We start from the raw sequence: 17240 nt of genomic DNA on the forward strand, positions 1-17240 counted from the left end.
ATGCGTGGGTTAAATTAATATCAATTAAAGATACCTACATATTGGAGGAATGAATTATGGGATATTATGATGAAACAGATTTAAACGATGAAAATAATCATAAAAGACAAAAGAGAAGCAGACGTGGAGGGTATCCTCTTGTTACAGGCTTTATTGGAGCGATAATTGGAGCTGTTACAATCTCAATCGTATCCCCAGATATTTTTAACTTAACAAATAAACCTGCAAATTTATCAAATGATACGAATACCGTACCTACACAAGTTATTAATGTAACAAGGGAAGATTTAACAACTACGATTCAAAATGCTCGTAAATTTGTAGTAGGCGTTAATAATTATCAATCATCAAATCCATTTTCAATGGAAACTGAAGAAGCTGGATCTGGTTCAGGTGTTGTCTATAAAAAAGTCGGAAATAAAGCTTTAGTAGCTACAAATAACCACGTTGTTGCTGGTGCAAAACAATTAAAAGTAAAAATGGCAGATGGTCAATTAATTGATGCTAAACTTGTTGGAACAGATGAATTATTAGATTTAGCTGTTGTAGCAATTGATGCAAAATATGTTACAAATATCGCAAAATTAGGTGATTCAGAAAAAATTAACGTAGGTGAAACTGCTATTGCAATTGGAAACCCACTTGGATTTTTAGAAAGTACTGTAACAGAAGGAATTGTAAGTAGTAAAGCTCGTGAAATACCACAAGATATCGATGGAGATGGAGTTGCAGATTACCAAACTCAAGTAATTCAAACGGATGCTGCGATTAATCCTGGTAATAGTGGTGGCGCTTTAATCAATGCAAAAGGTGAAGTAATAGGGATTAATTCAAGTAAAATTGCCGAACAAGCTGTTGAAGGTATTGGATTTGCAATCCCAATGAATATTGCAAAACCAGCTTTAGATCAAATCGAAAAATTCGGTGAAGTGACTCGACCTGTAATGGGTGTAGGCTTAAAATCACTTGATGAAATACCACAATTTAATATCGAAGAAACATTAAAATTACCTCGTTCAGTGACTAAAGGTGCAGTTGTTACACATGTTGATCCAAATACTCCTGCTGCGAAAGTTGGAATGAAACAATTAGACGTTATTGTTGCACTTGATGACAAACCAGTAAGTGACGTAATTACTGTGAGAGAATACCTATACTCACACAAAAAAGTTGGAGATAAATTAAAGATTACTTATTACCGTAATGGTAAATTAACGAATTCAACATTAACATTAGCTTCTAGTCAATGATTGACAGGCAATTGACTTAAGAAATATGATAAAAGAATAAAAAATAAGCGAAAAGTTTATCTTTTCGCTTATTTATGCAAACAGAAAGGGTGATTAGCGAATGAGTAAATACCCATCAAGAGAAGAAATTGGCAAAATTTTAAAATCAAGTAAAGTAATTGCAGTTGTTGGATTATCAGGAGACCCGTCTAAAACGTCTTATATGGTAAGTAAGGCAATGCAAGATGCTGGTTATAAAATTATTCCAGTAAACCCAACGGTTGATACTGTATTAGGTGAAAAAGCGGTAGCGAGTTTAACAGAAATAAATAAAAAAGTTGATATTGTAAATGTATTTAGAAGACCTGAACACCTATTACCTGTAGCACAAGAGTTTCTTAAAATTGATTGTGATGTTTTCTTTGCACAGCTTGGAATCGAAAACGAAGAAGCATATCAATTGTTAAAAGAAAATGGTAAAACAGTCATTATGGATCGTTGTATTAAAGTAGAGCATGCAATGACTAGATAGGCCGTTAAAAAAGCTCACTGTTTCAGACTTGCCGCCAAACGCTCTCGTTTCATGTAACACGGCTTCTCACTAGCCTTCGCGCCTGCAAGCAGTCTGAAAATCAAATTTTTTTTGTTTTAAAATTTGGCTCACTGTTAATCAGTGAGTTTTTTTAACGGAAGATCGAGTAGGAATTAAGAAAATTAGGAAATACCGAGATATTGAGTAGACAAACTTCAAATTATATAAGCAATTAAAGTGCCAGTTTAAATTTGAATTTTGTTAGCTAATTTATCAATTTTCAACTTTAAACCTGTATTTTCTTGATTCTAAAATCCAGCTTTTTATGAACTTGCCCTATTTTTTTTTTCATGTTCGACTTGTAAGTTAGGAAAAAAACCATTAACATGAACGATTAGAAGAAACATTTTATTTATAATATGATATAATGGAACAGATGTTCTTATGTAAGTGTTTAGTTAGAAAGGAGAAATGGTGTTGGCAAAGAATGAAACAACATATAACGAAGATGCGATACAGGTACTAGAAGGTTTAGAAGCTGTACGTAAACGACCTGGAATGTATATTGGCAGCACAGATAGTAGAGGTCTGCACCATTTAGTTTATGAAATCGTAGATAACTCTGTAGATGAAGCATTAGCTGGTCACGGGACACAAATAGATGTGATTATTCATAAAGATAATAGCTTAAGCGTAAAAGACCATGGTCGTGGGATGCCTACTGGAATGCACAAAATGGGAAAACCGACTCCAGAAATTATTTTAACTGTATTACACGCAGGTGGTAAGTTTGGACAAGGCGGCTACAAAACAAGTGGTGGTCTACATGGTGTTGGTGCATCAGTAGTTAATGCTTTATCAGAATGGTTAACAGTTGAAATTCACCGTGAGGGAGCAATTTACAAGCAACGTTTTGAAAATGGAGGTAAAGCAGTAACTTCATTAGAAGTCGTTGGTAAGACAAAACGAACTGGTACGACGATTCACTTTAAACCAGATCCGACTATTTTTAGTACAACAAATTTCAACTTTGATACTTTATGTGAAAGACTTAGAGAGTCAGCTTTTTTATTAAAAGGTTTAAAAATTACAATTAAAGATGAACGACATGATGCGTTCGAAGAGTTTTATTATGAAAACGGTATCGAAGCATTCGTATCGTATTTAAACGAAGAAAAAGAAGCATTACATCCTGTTGTTTTCTTTGAAGGATTACAAAATAAAATAGAAGTTGAATTTTCGTTCCAATTTAACGATGGGTATTCAGAAACGATGCTTTCATTCGTAAACAATGTTCGTACAAAAGATGGTGGTACGCACGAAGTTGGTGCAAAAACCGCATTAACAAGAGCATTTAATGAATATGCAAGAAAAGTGAGCCTTTTAAAAGAAAAAGATAAAAATCTAGATGGAGCGGATATTCGTGAGGGATTAGCTGCAATTGTATCTGTAAGAATTCCTGAAGAGCTGCTTCAATTTGAGGGACAAACAAAAGGTAAATTAGGTACTAGTGAAGCAAGATCAGCTGTTGATTCAGTTGTTTCAGATCAATTAGCGTATTTCCTGGAGGAAAATCCAGACATTGCAACTTCATTAGTAAAAAAATCGATAAAAGCTTACCAAGCAAGAGAAGCTGCAAGAAAAGCACGAGAAGAAGCTAGAAGTGGTAAAAAGAGAAAGCGTTCAGAAACTTCTTTAAGCGGTAAGCTCACACCTGCACAGTCACGTAATCCACAGAAAAATGAATTATACCTAGTAGAGGGTGATTCAGCCGGTGGTAGTGCTAAACAAGGTCGTGATCGACGTTTTCAAGCAATCTTGCCTTTACGTGGTAAGGTAATCAATACCGAGAAGGCAAAACTAGCGGACATAATGAAAAATGAAGAGATTAATACAATTATTCATGCGATTGGTGCAGGAGTAGGTAGTGATTTTGACATTGAAGATGTTAACTATGACAAAATTGTTATTATGACCGATGCTGATACAGATGGAGCGCATATTCAAGTACTTTTATTAACTTTCTTTTACCGTTATATGAAGCCATTAGTAGAGGCTGGTAAAGTGTATATTGCCTTACCTCCTTTATACAAAGTAAGTAAAGGTACTGGAAAAAAAGAAGTAATTGAATATGCTTGGTCAGAGGTAGACCTACAAGATGCAATCAAAAAAGTTGGTAAAGGGTATATGATTCAGCGTTATAAAGGACTAGGTGAGATGAATGCTGACCAACTTTGGGACACAACGATGGATCCAGAAACTAGAACGCTTATTCGTGTGAAAATTGATGATGCCGCTAGAGCGGATCGTCGTGTAACTACTTTAATGGGCGACAAAGTTGAACCTAGACGTAAGTGGATTGAATCAAATGTAGTATTTGATTTAGATGAAGAAGATAAAATTTTAAACAATGAGCAAGTTGAAGTAGAATCAGAAGGGAGCAATGTCTGATGCAATCATCGGAAAAATTATATAATATCCCTTTAGAAGATATAATAGGTGACCGTTTTGGTCGATATAGTAAATATATTATTCAAGAACGAGCATTACCGGATGCTCGTGACGGATTAAAGCCAGTTCAACGTCGTATTTTGTATTCAATGCACGTTGAAGGAAACACGCAAGACAAGCCTTACCGTAAATCTGCTAAAACAGTCGGAAACGTAATTGGTAATTACCATCCTCATGGTGATACTTCTGTTTATGATGCGATGGTACGTCTAAGTCAAGATTGGAAATTACGAAATGTATTAGTTCAAATGCATGGGAATAACGGTAGTATTGATGGAGACCCGCCAGCAGCTATGCGTTATACGGAAGCTAGGTTATCATCTATAGCAAGTGAACTATTGAGAGATATTGATAAAGAAACAGTTGATTTTGTGCCCAACTTTGATGATACAAGTATGGAACCAGTGGTTTTACCATCAATGTTTCCAAATTTATTGGTTAATGGTAGCACGGGAATCTCTGCTGGATATGCAACAGAAATACCTTCGCACCACCTTGGAGAAGTTATCGATGCGACGATTATGCGCATTGAAAATAAAAACTGTACAGTAGATGAATTAATGACTGTAATTCACGGTCCTGATTTTGCTACTGGAGGGATTATTCAAGGTGTAGATGGAATAAAAAAAGCTTATGAAACAGGAAAAGGAAAAATCATTATTCGAAGTCGTGTTCATACCGAGGATTTACGCGGTGGAAAACAGGCATTAATCATTACAGAAATTCCTTCAGAAGTGAATAAAGCGAATTTAGTAAAGAAAATGGATGAGGTTCGTCTTGATCGAAAAGTTGATGGAATTACGGAAGTACGTGATGAAACAGATCGTACTGGACTACGTATTGTCATTGAACTGAAAAAAGATGCAAATAATGAAGCAATTTTAAATTATTTATATAAAAATACTGAGCTTCAAATACCTTATAACTTCAATATGGTTGCGATTTATAATCGTACACCAAAACAGATGTCATTACCTGCAATTCTTGATGCTTATATTGAACATCAAAAAGAAGTTATTACAAATCGTTCAAACTTTGATTTAAGAAAAGCAAAAGCTCGCCAACATGTTGTAGAAGGCTTAATGAAGGCTTTATCGATTTTAGATGAAGTGATTACAACAATCCGTTCTGCAAATGATAAACGCGATGCAAAAGATAAGTTAATCGCTCAATTTGAGTTTACTGAACAACAAGCTGAAGCGATTGTAATGTTACAGTTATATCGTTTAACAAATACTGATATTACTGCATTACAAGAAGAAGCAGATGAGTTAGATAAAAAGATTAAACAGCTTGAAGCAATTTTAAACAGTGAAGCAAAATTATTGTCAGTTATAAAAACAGACTTAAAGAAAATTAAGTTAAAATATGCAGACGACAGACGTTCGACAATTCAAGAAGAGATTGAAGAAATTAAAATTGCTAGAGAAGATATAATTGCTCAAGAAGACGTGATTGTCACTGTTACAAGTGAAGGATACGTTAAACGAACAAGTCCAAGATCTTTTTCAGCTTCAAATGGTAAAGATTACGGTATGAAAGAAGGCGACCGTTTAATTTACCAAATAGAAAGTACAACGACAGATACACTAATTTTATTTACGTCAAAAGGTAACTATTTATATTTACCAATTCATGAAATGCAGGATATCAGATGGAAAGATATGGGGCAACATGTTGCTAATATTATTCCTATTGAGCGTGATGAAGCAATTCTTTCTGCTACAGTCGTAAATAATTTTGAAGAAAATAAAGATTTTATTTTATTTGTCACTAAAAATGGTGTTGTAAAACGTACAAGTATACAGCAATTAAAAGTACAACGATATTCTAAACCACTTGTCGGTATGTCAATTAAGTCTGATGATTCCTTAATTTTTGCTGGTGTCATTTCAGAAACTGATCAAGTGTTGTTGGCTACAAGTTCAGGATACACATTGATATTTAATGCAGAAGAGATTAGTATTCAAGGCTTAAGAGCTGGTGGAGTTAAAGGGATTAACTTAAAGGATAATGATTTTGTTGTTTCTGCAGACAAGATTAGTAATGAAGTGAAAGAAATATTCTGTGCAACACATCGAGGGGCAATTAAAAAGATGAAACTCGATACGATTCCTCAAAGTTCTAGAGGTACACGTGGTGTTAAAGTACTTCGAGATTTAAAAAATAATCCTCATATGTTAATTGGGGTATATGCAATAAATGAAAATGATATGTTTGCTTTATTAAGTAAATCCGGACAATTTGAGACAGTTGACCCAACTGATTTAAGAAATAGTGATCAGTATAGTAATGGTTCATTTGTTATGGATACAGATGATTCTGGTGAAATAAAGACAATCATTCGATATAAAAAAGAAGAAAATAATTAAAAAAAAGACCTATTCCAAGCTATTTGGAATAGGTTTTTTTGTCGAATTTGTCGAAAAAAGTAAAATGATACTAGTAAAATGATTTTTTAGGAATAAACCAAAGAAAACACATTAGAATCTATTAATTTTATATTTCGAAAATAAGGAAAAAAGTTTTTTATTGATTATTTAATGGTAATAATTGCCTATAATAACAGAGAATCGACAGAATTGTCGAAATATTTTGAATCAAAAGAACTTGTCTAACGAAAAAATATAGCTTACTATTTTCTTAAGAATTTTAAATTTTCAAAAAAATAGGTTGTTAAGGGGGCGTACATATGGTTTTTAAAAAGGGATTTGCAATTTTAGCATCAGTATCGTTAACTGCGGGTATTTTAGCAGGCTGTGGTACTAGTAGTTCAAAGGATGGAAACCAAGTCATTAAAATTGCTACAAATACTCCATTATCTGGTAATAATGCAATTTTAGGTGAATCCATTAAACTTGGAGCTCAGCTTGCATTAGAGGATCAAAAAGCAGCTTTCAAAAAATTAGGCTTTGATTTAAAGATTGTACCTTATGATGACCAAGGGGATCCGAAAAAAGGTGTAGCAAATGCTGAGCAATTAGCTGCAGACAATAAAATCCTTGGTGTTGTAGGACACTTAAACTCTGGTGTAGCAATTCCTTCTTCTGTTAAGTATGAGAAAGACCATATCGTAATGGTATCACCTTCAAATACTGCAAATGAAGTAACTGATCGTGGATTAGGGGTAGTTAACCGAATTTGTGCTCGTGATGACTTCCAAGGTCCTGCAGGTGCAAATTTCGCTGTTAAAACTTTAAAAGCTAAAAATATTTTTATCATACAAGATAAAACACCTTACGGAACTGGTTTAGCAAATGAATTCAAAGCTGCTGCGGTGAAATTAGGCGTTAAAATTGTAGGTGAAGAAGGGATCTCAGTCGGTGATAAAGACTTTAGTGGTGTATTAAATAATGCGATTGCGAAAAAGCCTGATTTAGTATTCTTTGGTGGACTTTATGCTGAAGGAGGAATTTTATTAAAGCAAGCTCGTGAAAAAGGATTGAACATCCCATTCATGGGTGGAGATGGAATGGATTCTTCAGGTTTAGTTGACATCGCAGGAGATGCTGTTAAAAACTTCTACTATACTTCAGTAGCTGGTGACACGTTAAAAACAGATAAAGGTAAAGCTTTTGCTGATGCATACAAATCGAAATTTAATAAAAACATCGAATCGTTCTCATCTTACGGATATGATTCTGCTGGCGTTTTATTAGAAGGATTAAAAAATGCGATTAACGATAACAAAGGAAAAACGCCAACTCGTGAACAAGTTGAAAAAGCAGTACGTGCAGTCCAAGATTATGATGGTGTAGTAACTAAGGTTGGTTTCGACGATAAAGGTGACAACAAATACGCGAAAGTATTTATTTATACGTTTAAAGAAGCTAAATATCCTGGTACTCAAGAAGGGGAAGTTACTAAACCATAATTAGAAACAAACCCTACCAGTCAAAAAAAGAGTATCCCGTAAAACGTGATACTCTTTTTCTCTAATTAAGGTGAGAAAATTGTAAAATTTTGGAAGTTGAAATAAACTATATTATTTATAGGAGGTCTAATACATGAATGAAGTAATCCAAACTCTACCTCAAGTACTAATAGACGGTCTTGTTTTAGGAGCAGTATATGCAATCGTAGCACTCGGTTACACGATGGTTTATGGGATATTGGAACTAATTAACTTTGCACATGGTGAAATATTCATGGCGGGTGCGTTTATTGGTACTGCAGTATTAATTACATTTACTGGGTTAGGTTTATTAAGTAGTTTACCTGCAATTATCGTGTTAGCAATTGTTTTAATTATCGCTTCATTAGCAACTGGGTTCCTTGGAATGGGGATCGAAAGAGTAGCGTATCGCCCATTACGAAAAGCACCAAAATTAATTACATTAATTACAGCAATCGGTATTTCATTTTTACTACAAGATATCGTCCGTTTTATTGCTGAATTAAAAGAAGGAAATTACATTATTACTGGCCCATCACTATTTTCAGGACAACACCAAATTAAAACTAGCTCAATTCTTTCTTCATTTGGAAATGCACAAATTAAATCAGCATCAATTATTATTTTAGTCGTTGCAGTTGTAATGATGATTTCATTAGATTACTTCATCAATAAAACAAAATGGGGTACAGCAATGCGTGCAGTTGCACAGGATCGTGAAACTGCATCATTAATGTCTGTAAACGTTAACAAAGTCATCTCATTAACATTCTTTTTAGGTTCTGGATTAGGTGGTGCAACTGGTGTCCTATTTGCATTACAGTACAACACAATTGATCCGTACATCGGTTTTATTTTAGGCCTAAAAGCATTTACAGCTGCAGTATTAGGTGGAATCGGAAATATCCGTGGCGCGATGTTTGGCGGTTTATTAATCGGTGTAATTGAGGTGTTTGCAGCAACAAATTTATCAACTTTAACACATGGCATTTTCCCGTCAGAATATAAAGATGTAGTTGCATTTGGAATTTTAATTCTAGTTCTAATATTCAAGCCAGAAGGTTTATTAGGTAAACCTGTAGCTGAGAAAGTGTAGGTGAATTAGATGAAGAGCTTATTAAGTGGGTTGAAACAATCAAACAAACTTCAAGGAATTTTCTTAGGAGCGTATATCGTTGTTACATCATTAGGATTATACCTATTGCAAGAATCTGTAACGGCATTTCTATTAATCTTGTTCTCACTTTACTTATTATATAAAACTAATTTTCCAGTCAAATTAAAATGGAGCATTGGAATACTAGTTTTAACGGTGATCATGCCGTATGTTGCATCACAAGGTACAGCTTTTGAATCATATATGGGTGTAGCTACTTTAGTTGGAATTTATGTAGCAATGGCACTTGGATTAAATGTAGTAGTTGGTTTAGCGGGTCTACTTGATTTAGGATTCGTTGCCTTCTTTGCAATCGGTTCATATACTTATGCAATTTTTTCGACTAAACAAGTTACGAATTTCTTACATTTTGATTTCCTTCCTTTTTCAGGAAACTCATTCTGGGTATTTATAATAATCGGTGGAATTATCGCTGCAATTGCAGGTGTATTATTAGGTATTCCAGTACTTCGTGTAAAAGGTGATTATTTAGCAATTGTAACACTTGGATTTGGAGAAATTATACGAATTGTATTTAATAACTTAGATAAACCGGTAAATATTACTGGAGGAGCACAAGGGATTTCTTCTATTCCAGCTCCAACTATTTTTGGATTAGAGATTGATAGTTCTGGTCAATTTTATTATGTCGTTTTAGTTGTTTTAGCAATCGTCATTTTAGCTGTTACTAGATTACAAGATTCTAAACTTGGACGTTCTTGGAAGGCGGTACGTGAGAATGAAATCGCTGCACAAGCATCAGGTATTCACTTAGTACGTACGAAATTAATTGCATTTGCAATCGGTGCGTCTTTCTCAGGAATGATGGGAGTAGTATTCTCTGCAAAGCAAATGTTCATTGACCCAACAAGCTTTACGTTACTTGAATCGATTACGATCTTGGTAATGGTTATTTTAGGCGGAATGGGTAGTGTTCCAGGTGTCATCCTTGGAGCAGCACTTGTAACGATCTTAAATCTACAAGTATTAACAGAAGTAACAAACTATTTAAACCAATTAACATTAGATGGAGTCATTAATTTACCACCGGCTCTATCGCCTTCTAAAATGCAGCGTATGATTTTTGGGCTTATTTTAGTACTTGCAGCAATTTTCAGGCCAAAAGGATTATTGCCTGCCAAAAATAAGGTTGTTCCAAAAGAAGACGTCGTAGATCAAACTGTAGTCGAAGAAAAAACACGCACAGTTTCATTATAAGAAAGGAGGTTATTAAATGTTAAAAACAACGAATTTAACGAAAAACTTTGGCGGTTTAACAGCTGTTAATAATGTAAATATTGACATTAAAGAAGGCTCAATTACAGCGGTAATTGGACCGAATGGAGCTGGGAAAACAACATTTTTTAATATGATTACAGGTGTTTATACTCCTAGTAGTGGTGAGATTTTGCTAGGCAATGAGAGTTTAGTTGGGCTAAAGCCACATACAGTTAATAAAAAAGGGATCGCGCGTACATTCCAAAATATTCGTTTATTTAGTAGTATGACTGCACTAGAAAATGTCATGGTAGGAATGCATCAGCATATAAAGTATGGTGTTTTTTCAACAATATTCCATTTACCTAGATTTAAAAAAGCAGAAAAATCGGCGATGAAAGAAGCATATAAATGGTTAGAATACGTAGGCTTGGCTGATGTATATAATGAGGAAGCATCGAGTCTATCATACGGTGCACAAAGACGACTTGAAATCGCTCGTGCATTAGCATCTCAACCAAGAATTTTACTTTTAGATGAACCAGCCGCAGGGATGAATCCGAAAGAAACGAAAGAATTGACAGATTTAATCTATCAAATGAGAGATGACCTTAACTTAACGATCGTCTTAATCGAGCATGATATGAAGCTTGTTATGGAAATATCCGAGTATCTATTTGTACTTGATCATGGCGAAAAAATTGCAGAAGGAAAACCACTCGAAATTCGAAATAATCAAAAAGTAATTGAAGCATATTTAGGAAAAAGTGCAGTGACTACTGCATAGTGAAAGGAGTACGAAAAGATGACGCTATTACAATTAAAAGATATTAACTCTTTTTACGGTGGTATTCAAGCACTGAAAAATATTAACATAGAAGTAAATGAAGGTGAAATTGTAACCCTAATTGGAAGTAACGGTGCTGGAAAATCTACTACTCTAAAAACGATTTGTGGCCAAGTTAAACCAAAATCTGGAACGCTGATTTACAAAGGTGAAGAAATTATAAAGCTACAAGCACATGAAATTGCCTTAAAGGGAATCGCACATGTACCTGAAGGAAGAAGGATCTTTTCTAAATTAAGTGTAAAAGAAAATTTAGAGATGGGTGCTTTCTCAGTTAAAGATAAAAAACTAATCGCAGCACGTATGGAAATGGTATTTGATTATTTTCCAAGACTAAAAGAGCGTTTAAACCAAAAAGGCGGTACGATGAGTGGAGGAGAACAACAAATGCTAGCGATTGGCAGAGGACTGATGATGGGACCATCATTGCTAATGCTAGACGAACCATCCATGGGTCTTGCGCCAATTATCGTTGAACAAATATTTGAAATCATTGAGCAACTAAACAAACAAGGAATGACAATCTTATTAGTCGAACAAAACGCATACCAAGCATTACAAATCGCTCACCGTGGCTATGTAATTCAAACTGGTGAGATTCAAATGGTTGGTGAAGGTAAGACATTAATGAATAATGAAGAAGTGAAAAAAGCATATTTAGCATAATGAATCTGCAATTAATCAATACGAACTATCAAAAATAGATTAAGTAAAATAGGGGGTGTTTCATAAGTCAGGTCAACTGACAAGTGAACATCCCTTTTTTGATGTAAATCGATGTAGATAAGTCACTTATTTGCTGCTCCCTAAGGTTTATTTGCAGTTCGATCGGTTGGATTTTAACTACGATTTTCTCAACACTAATAAAAAGAGGGAACCCCTTAAGGATTCCCTCATTAATATGAAATTATTATTTATTAGAAATAAATTCCGAAACTTTTAATTGTTCTTCACTTGAAGCATTGTTAATTGAAGTTTGAAGTGATTCCTCTAGTAAACTACGATTCTTGTAAAAATCTTCATGTTTACTATTATAATAGTACTTCACTGCTTCTAAATCTGAGAAAAACTCTTTTCCAAGCTTTAGAAGAAATGTTACTGGAAGTCCTTCGATCACTACTGTATTTACATTTACATTTTTAGAAATTTCATTTACCGTACTGTTTGAAGTTGAAATCATTTCCTCGTTTAATTCTCTAACAAGTAATTGTTCGAACCCTTTTATTTTATTGTTTCTTTTGTTCACGATTCGCTTTTTGTTTGTCTTTAATAAACGAATGGAATGATGTTTATCAAGCAATACTGCTGAACGTTTCTTTTTCTTTAAAAAAATGCTGCTACTCAAAACTAGCACTCCCTTCTGATAGTATAGGTATATAAATAAAACAACTTTTCTATCATACCAATTAATGCTCATACTGTAAAGGTTTTATCTTTACATGTTTGCTTTCCAAAAATATTCAAAAAATTCACCGTATTTTTTTATCATAAATGTTCATAATAATATTTGACTTAATCAATGTCACTTTGTTAAAATAACAACATATTATTTATTACATATAACGTTGACGGAAAGAAGTACCTAAAGATTATTTTGTATAGCGAATTGAGGATGGTGTGAGCTCAATCAAAACCTTTAGCGAAAGGCATTCCTGAGTTAATTCTTAAAGTGGACAATTTTTTTAATTGTCAACTAGGGTGGAACCGCGGGTGCATATACAGCTCTCGTCCCTAGGCAGAAAATGCCTAAGGATGAGAGCTTTTTTATTTCATTCTTGCATTTTCAAAAAACAATTGAAAATTGGAGGCAAATGAAATGTCAGAAAAATCGATGGATGTCGTAGTAAGTCATGCTAAACACAGAGGATTTGTATTCCCAGGTTCTGAAATTTACGGTGGTTTAGCAAATACGTGGGATTATGGTCCACTAGGTGTTGAATTAAAAAATAATGTGAAAAAAGCTTGGTGGAAAAAGTTTGTTCAACAAAGTCCATATAATGTTGGATTAGATGCAGCAATCTTAATGAATCCACGTACATGGGAAGCTTCAGGTCATATTGGTAACTTCAATGATCCAATGATCGATTGCAAAAATTGTAAAGCTCGTCATCGTGCAGATAAATTAATTGAAAATGCACTTGAAGAAAAAGGTATGGAAATTATCGTTGATGGTCTTCCATTTTCAGAAATGGCTAAATTAATTGAAGAACATAAAATTGCTTGTCCTGATTGTGGTAGCCATGATTTTACAGATATTCGTCAATTTAACCTAATGTTTAAAACATTCCAAGGTGTTACAGAGTCAAGTACGAATGAAATTTTCTTACGTCCTGAAACAGCACAAGGTATCTTCGTAAACTTTAAAAATGTTCAACGTACAATGAGAAAGAAAGTTCCATTTGGTATCGCTCAAATCGGTAAAAGCTTCCGTAACGAAATTACTCCAGGAAATTTCACGTTCCGTACTCGTGAATTTGAACAAATGGAGCTTGAATTCTTCTGTAAACCTGGTGAAGAGATAGAGTGGTATAATTACTGGAAAGAAACTGCTAATAAATGGCTTTTAGCTTTGGGTATGAATGAAGAAAATCTTCGTCTACGTGAACATAGTGCAGATGAATTATCACACTATAGTAACGCGACAACTGACTTTGAATATAAATTCCCATTTGGTTGGGGCGAATTATGGGGCATTGCGTCTCGTACAGATTATGATTTAAAACAACATATGGAATATTCAACAGAAGATTTCACATATCATGATCCAATTACAAATGAAAAATACGTACCATATTGTATCGAGCCATCATTAGGTGCAGATCGTGTTACATTAGCATTTTTAATTGATGCTTATGAAGAAGAGGCTTTAGAAGATGGTACTTCACGTACAGTAATGCGTCTACATCCTGCATTAGCACCATATAAAGCAGCAATTTTACCTTTATCAAAAAAATTATCAGAAAATGCACAAGAAGTATTTGCTTCTTTAGCAGAAGATTTCAATGTTGATTTTGATGAAACTGGTTCAATTGGTAAACGTTATAGACGTCAAGATGAAATCGGTACTCCTTTCTGTATCACATACGACTTCGATTCAATTGAAGACGGAAAAGTAACAGTTCGTGACCGTGACACAATGGAGCAAACTCGTGTTGCAATAAGCGAATTACAATCATTTTTAGCAAATAAAATTAAATTTTAATTTAGTTTTTTGAAATAAGGTGTCCTTTTGGACATCTTTTTTCATATATTTTACTAAAGCTTGTTTAAAGTTTAAGAAATTTACTAAAAATGGTAAAATAAAGGTATAAAATAAAGGAGGAGTTTAAATGAGAAGTTCAAATCCTATCTTAAATTCTGAACAATTAGCGAAATCAAGACATTCTGCTAAAGCGATGACGATGGGCGGGACAATTGGTAAAACAATAATCGCATTAATCTTACTAATCGCAACAGCAGGATACTCATATTATTTAACGGCTACTGGAACACTTAATTCTAAAGTGTTTATTGGATGTTTAATTGTTGCATTCATTATTGGGTTAGTAACATCTTTTTCTCCTAGAATTGCGCCGATTACTACACCTATTTATGCAGCAGTTGAAGGGATTCTAATTGGAAATATTTCAGCTGTTTACGAAGCGTCATATGGAATGATTGTCCTACAAGCAGTGTTATTAACAATTGCAATTATTGCAGGAACATTAATTTGTTATGCTACGGGACTTGTAAAAGTAACGCACCGTTTTAGATCAATTGTTTTCGGCTTAACAATCGGTGTATTTTTATTTTATTTATTAACGATGGTCCTTCAACTTTTCCATGTTCCAATTCCATACATCCATCAATCTGGTCCAATAGGAATATTTGTTAGTTTAGCGATTCTAGTAATTGCTTCATTAAATCTATTCTTGGATTTTGATTTAATTACGAAGAGTGTTAGACAAGGTGCGCCAAAAGAATTCGAATGGTATTGTGCTTTTGGTTTATTAGTAACAGTCATATGGGTTTATATTGAAGCACTTCGATTCCTTTCGAGGCTTCGCGATTAAATAATTTTAGTCAGTCAGACCTTACTCTCAAATGAAAGTAAGGTTTTTTACTATATTTTGATATGAATTCGATCATGATTAGATAGAATTACAAAAGTGGAAAGTAGGGAAATAGATGAGTAAGAAAAAATTTGAGGTGTTTGAAAACGAAACGATTAATGAATGTTTAGAAAGAATGGAAAGAGAAGGCTATACACCAGTAAAAAGAATGGAAGTACCAATATTTTCAGAGCAAATGGTTAATGGAAAGGTAGAAATTGAACCGACTGGAAGAAAGATCGTTTTTGAAGGAAGATTAAATACGAATTAATATGAATAAAGATAATAATTTAATGGAATAGTAACCTTATATGAATAAAATGAGGTGAAAATATGCATAAATTAGCATGTCCACGCTGTAAAACAAACAAAAGTAGATTTTATTTAATCGAACAAAACCCAAAAGCAGTTAAATTAAATGTTCAAAGTGGTGATGTTGAAAGAGAAGAATATGTTTCAAGTGGGCTAGATCCATTTTTTGTTCCATATAAAGGTCCTGAATATTTAGTTCAATGTGGAGCTTGTGGTTTAATCGATCAAAGTGTAATGTTTGAAAAAACAGCGGAATCAATGTAATTTTAAAATAACAAAACTAAGTGTGAATATATAATTAGGTACCAACAAAAATAAGATGACCTTGTACAGAGGTCATTTTATTTTTGTTGGATAACTTTATTAAAAGTGCCAATTGTAAAGGGAACAATTTAGAAGTAGATTGATTTTTCTTTTGATTCTAGAACCAATCTTTTTTCTTGAACCACATCACTAATCCAATAATAATGATTAGCATGATTGCCCAACAGTAATAATAACCATACTTTAATTGAAGTTCAGGCATGTGAACAAAATTCATTCCGTATACTCCGACGATGAAGGTTAATGGCATGAACACAATTGAGACTGATGTTAACATTTTCATCGTTTTATTCATTTTATGTGAGTTCGTTGAAATATAACTTTCTCTAATGTCATTTGCCATTTCTCTGTTGTCTGCAATGTCATCTAATAATTTTACTAAGTGTTCGTAGACGATTCTTAATCTCTTTGTCGTTTCTTTGTCAATTTCAACATGTGTTGAATTTAATATACGATAAATTAAATCTTTTGTTGGTTTCACTGCTTTTCTTACTTTTGATAACTTGCTTAGTTGTGTTTTAATTCCATCGATCATGCTTAGATCGGAATTTGACCCTAATTCATCAATCTCTTCAATATCATCTTCAATTGTTTGGACGATTGGAAAGAATTTGTCGACAATTTCATCACAAATATGATACAGGATTCGTTCTGGTTTCATTCCTTTTGTACTCTTTAATCCTTTTAGTTTGTTCCACACGATTTGGATCGCATTAGACTTCTCCCAACAAAATGAAACGATGTACTTGTGGGATAAAAAGAGATCGATTTCAGCTTGTTCCATATTCTCCTGCAATGATTGTAGAATGATAAAACGATAGCCTTCGTAATAATCCATTTTCGGTCTTTCTTTATAGCTTACACAATGCTTAATTGCTATTTCATCAAAGTGGAATTGAGTACGTAATAAATCAATTTCTTCTTTTTTAGGTTTTTCAAAATCGACCCAAACCCAATCAATTAGTTCGGAATTTAATTCTTCAATTGATACATCAAATGCATGGGTTCCGTCTTTGTATATAGCCATCGTTTTGATCATTTTTGCTCACCACTTTTCTCGTTAATTTTCTCCAAAATCAGTTTATCACAATACTCGAATCAAAATAATTAAATTTGAATTAAGAA

15 protein-coding genes and 1 other annotated feature are annotated in these 17240 nt (G+C 33.7%); of the genes, 13 read left to right on the forward strand and 2 right to left on the reverse strand.

What is annotated here, in order from left to right:
• The first annotated feature begins 56 nt into the window (after positions 1–56).
• From AB1282_RS16205 to AB1282_RS16245, 9 genes are all read left to right on the forward strand, one after another.
• Positions 57–1250 (forward strand): S1C family serine protease, encoded by a 1194-nt coding sequence (locus AB1282_RS16205; RefSeq protein WP_390311343.1) that lies wholly within the window; start codon positions 57–59, stop codon positions 1248–1250.
• A 100-nt stretch (positions 1251–1350) separates the two neighbouring features.
• The gene (locus tag AB1282_RS16210) at positions 1351–1761 is read left to right on the forward strand and encodes a CoA-binding protein (protein WP_429899544.1); all 411 of its coding nucleotides are present in this window, start codon (positions 1351–1353) and stop codon (positions 1759–1761) included.
• Positions 1762–2238: 477 nt separating this feature from the next.
• The gene (gene parE / locus AB1282_RS16215) at positions 2239–4212 is read left to right on the forward strand and encodes a DNA topoisomerase IV subunit B (RefSeq protein WP_056476783.1); all 1974 of its coding nucleotides are present in this window, start codon (positions 2239–2241) and stop codon (positions 4210–4212) included.
• Complete coding sequence (gene parC / locus AB1282_RS16220) at positions 4212–6644, forward strand: DNA topoisomerase IV subunit A (protein ID WP_429899545.1); 2433 nt, start codon at positions 4212–4214, stop codon at positions 6642–6644. Before parE ends, parC begins: the two co-directional genes overlap by 1 nt.
• 320 nt (positions 6645–6964) lie before the next feature.
• Positions 6965–8146 (forward strand): branched-chain amino acid ABC transporter substrate-binding protein, encoded by a 1182-nt coding sequence (locus AB1282_RS16225; protein WP_056476785.1) that lies wholly within the window; start codon positions 6965–6967, stop codon positions 8144–8146.
• Between the two features lie 133 nt (positions 8147–8279).
• Positions 8280–9263, forward strand: coding sequence for a branched-chain amino acid ABC transporter permease (locus tag AB1282_RS16230; RefSeq protein WP_056476786.1), 984 nt, complete (start codon positions 8280–8282; stop codon positions 9261–9263).
• 9 nt (positions 9264–9272) lie between these two features.
• A complete protein-coding gene (locus AB1282_RS16235; protein WP_390311346.1) occupies positions 9273–10541 on the forward strand; it encodes an ABC transporter permease subunit in 1269 nt (422 codons plus the stop codon).
• Between the two features lie 16 nt (positions 10542–10557).
• The gene (locus AB1282_RS16240; RefSeq protein ID WP_056476790.1) at positions 10558–11328 is read left to right on the forward strand and encodes an ABC transporter ATP-binding protein; all 771 of its coding nucleotides are present in this window, start codon (positions 10558–10560) and stop codon (positions 11326–11328) included.
• A gap of 18 nt (positions 11329–11346) precedes the next feature.
• On the forward strand, positions 11347–12054 hold the full coding sequence (locus AB1282_RS16245) for an ABC transporter ATP-binding protein (RefSeq protein ID WP_056476791.1): 708 nt from the start codon (positions 11347–11349) through the stop codon (positions 12052–12054).
• Positions 12055–12298: 244 nt separating this feature from the next.
• Here AB1282_RS16245 and AB1282_RS16250 read toward each other — a convergent pair whose 3' ends face one another.
• Positions 12299–12733, reverse strand: a complete 435-nt coding sequence (locus tag AB1282_RS16250) for a hypothetical protein (RefSeq protein WP_056476792.1) — start codon at positions 12731–12733, stop codon at positions 12299–12301.
• Positions 12734–12944: 211 nt separating this feature from the next.
• Positions 12945–13124, forward strand: a binding site (T-box leader).
• A gap of 80 nt (positions 13125–13204) precedes the next feature.
• On the opposite strand from AB1282_RS16250, the gene AB1282_RS16255 reads away from it, so the two are divergent.
• From AB1282_RS16255 to AB1282_RS16270, 4 genes are all read left to right on the forward strand, one after another.
• Entirely contained in the window at positions 13205–14590 is a 1386-nt protein-coding gene (locus tag AB1282_RS16255) for a glycine--tRNA ligase (RefSeq protein ID WP_056476794.1), read from the forward strand.
• 127 nt (positions 14591–14717) lie between these two features.
• Positions 14718–15440, forward strand: a complete 723-nt coding sequence (locus AB1282_RS16260; RefSeq protein ID WP_056476797.1) for a Bax inhibitor-1/YccA family protein — start codon at positions 14718–14720, stop codon at positions 15438–15440.
• 115 nt (positions 15441–15555) lie between these two features.
• Positions 15556–15750 carry an NETI motif-containing protein gene (locus tag AB1282_RS16265; RefSeq protein WP_056476799.1) on the forward strand — a complete coding sequence of 65 codons (195 nt, stop codon included), beginning with the start codon at positions 15556–15558 and terminating at the stop codon, positions 15748–15750.
• A gap of 62 nt (positions 15751–15812) precedes the next feature.
• Positions 15813–16055 (forward strand): hypothetical protein, encoded by a 243-nt coding sequence (locus tag AB1282_RS16270; protein ID WP_056476802.1) that lies wholly within the window; start codon positions 15813–15815, stop codon positions 16053–16055.
• 157 nt (positions 16056–16212) lie between these two features.
• On the opposite strand, the gene corA is transcribed toward AB1282_RS16270, so the two are convergent.
• Positions 16213–17154 carry a magnesium/cobalt transporter CorA gene (gene corA / locus AB1282_RS16275; RefSeq protein ID WP_056476805.1) on the reverse strand — a complete coding sequence of 314 codons (942 nt, stop codon included), beginning with the start codon at positions 17152–17154 and terminating at the stop codon, positions 16213–16215.
• Positions 17155–17240 lie beyond the last annotated feature (86 nt).

This window comes from Gottfriedia sp. S16(2024), assembly GCF_050473765.1.
Lineage (GTDB): Bacteria > Bacillota > Bacilli > Bacillales > Bacillaceae_G > Gottfriedia.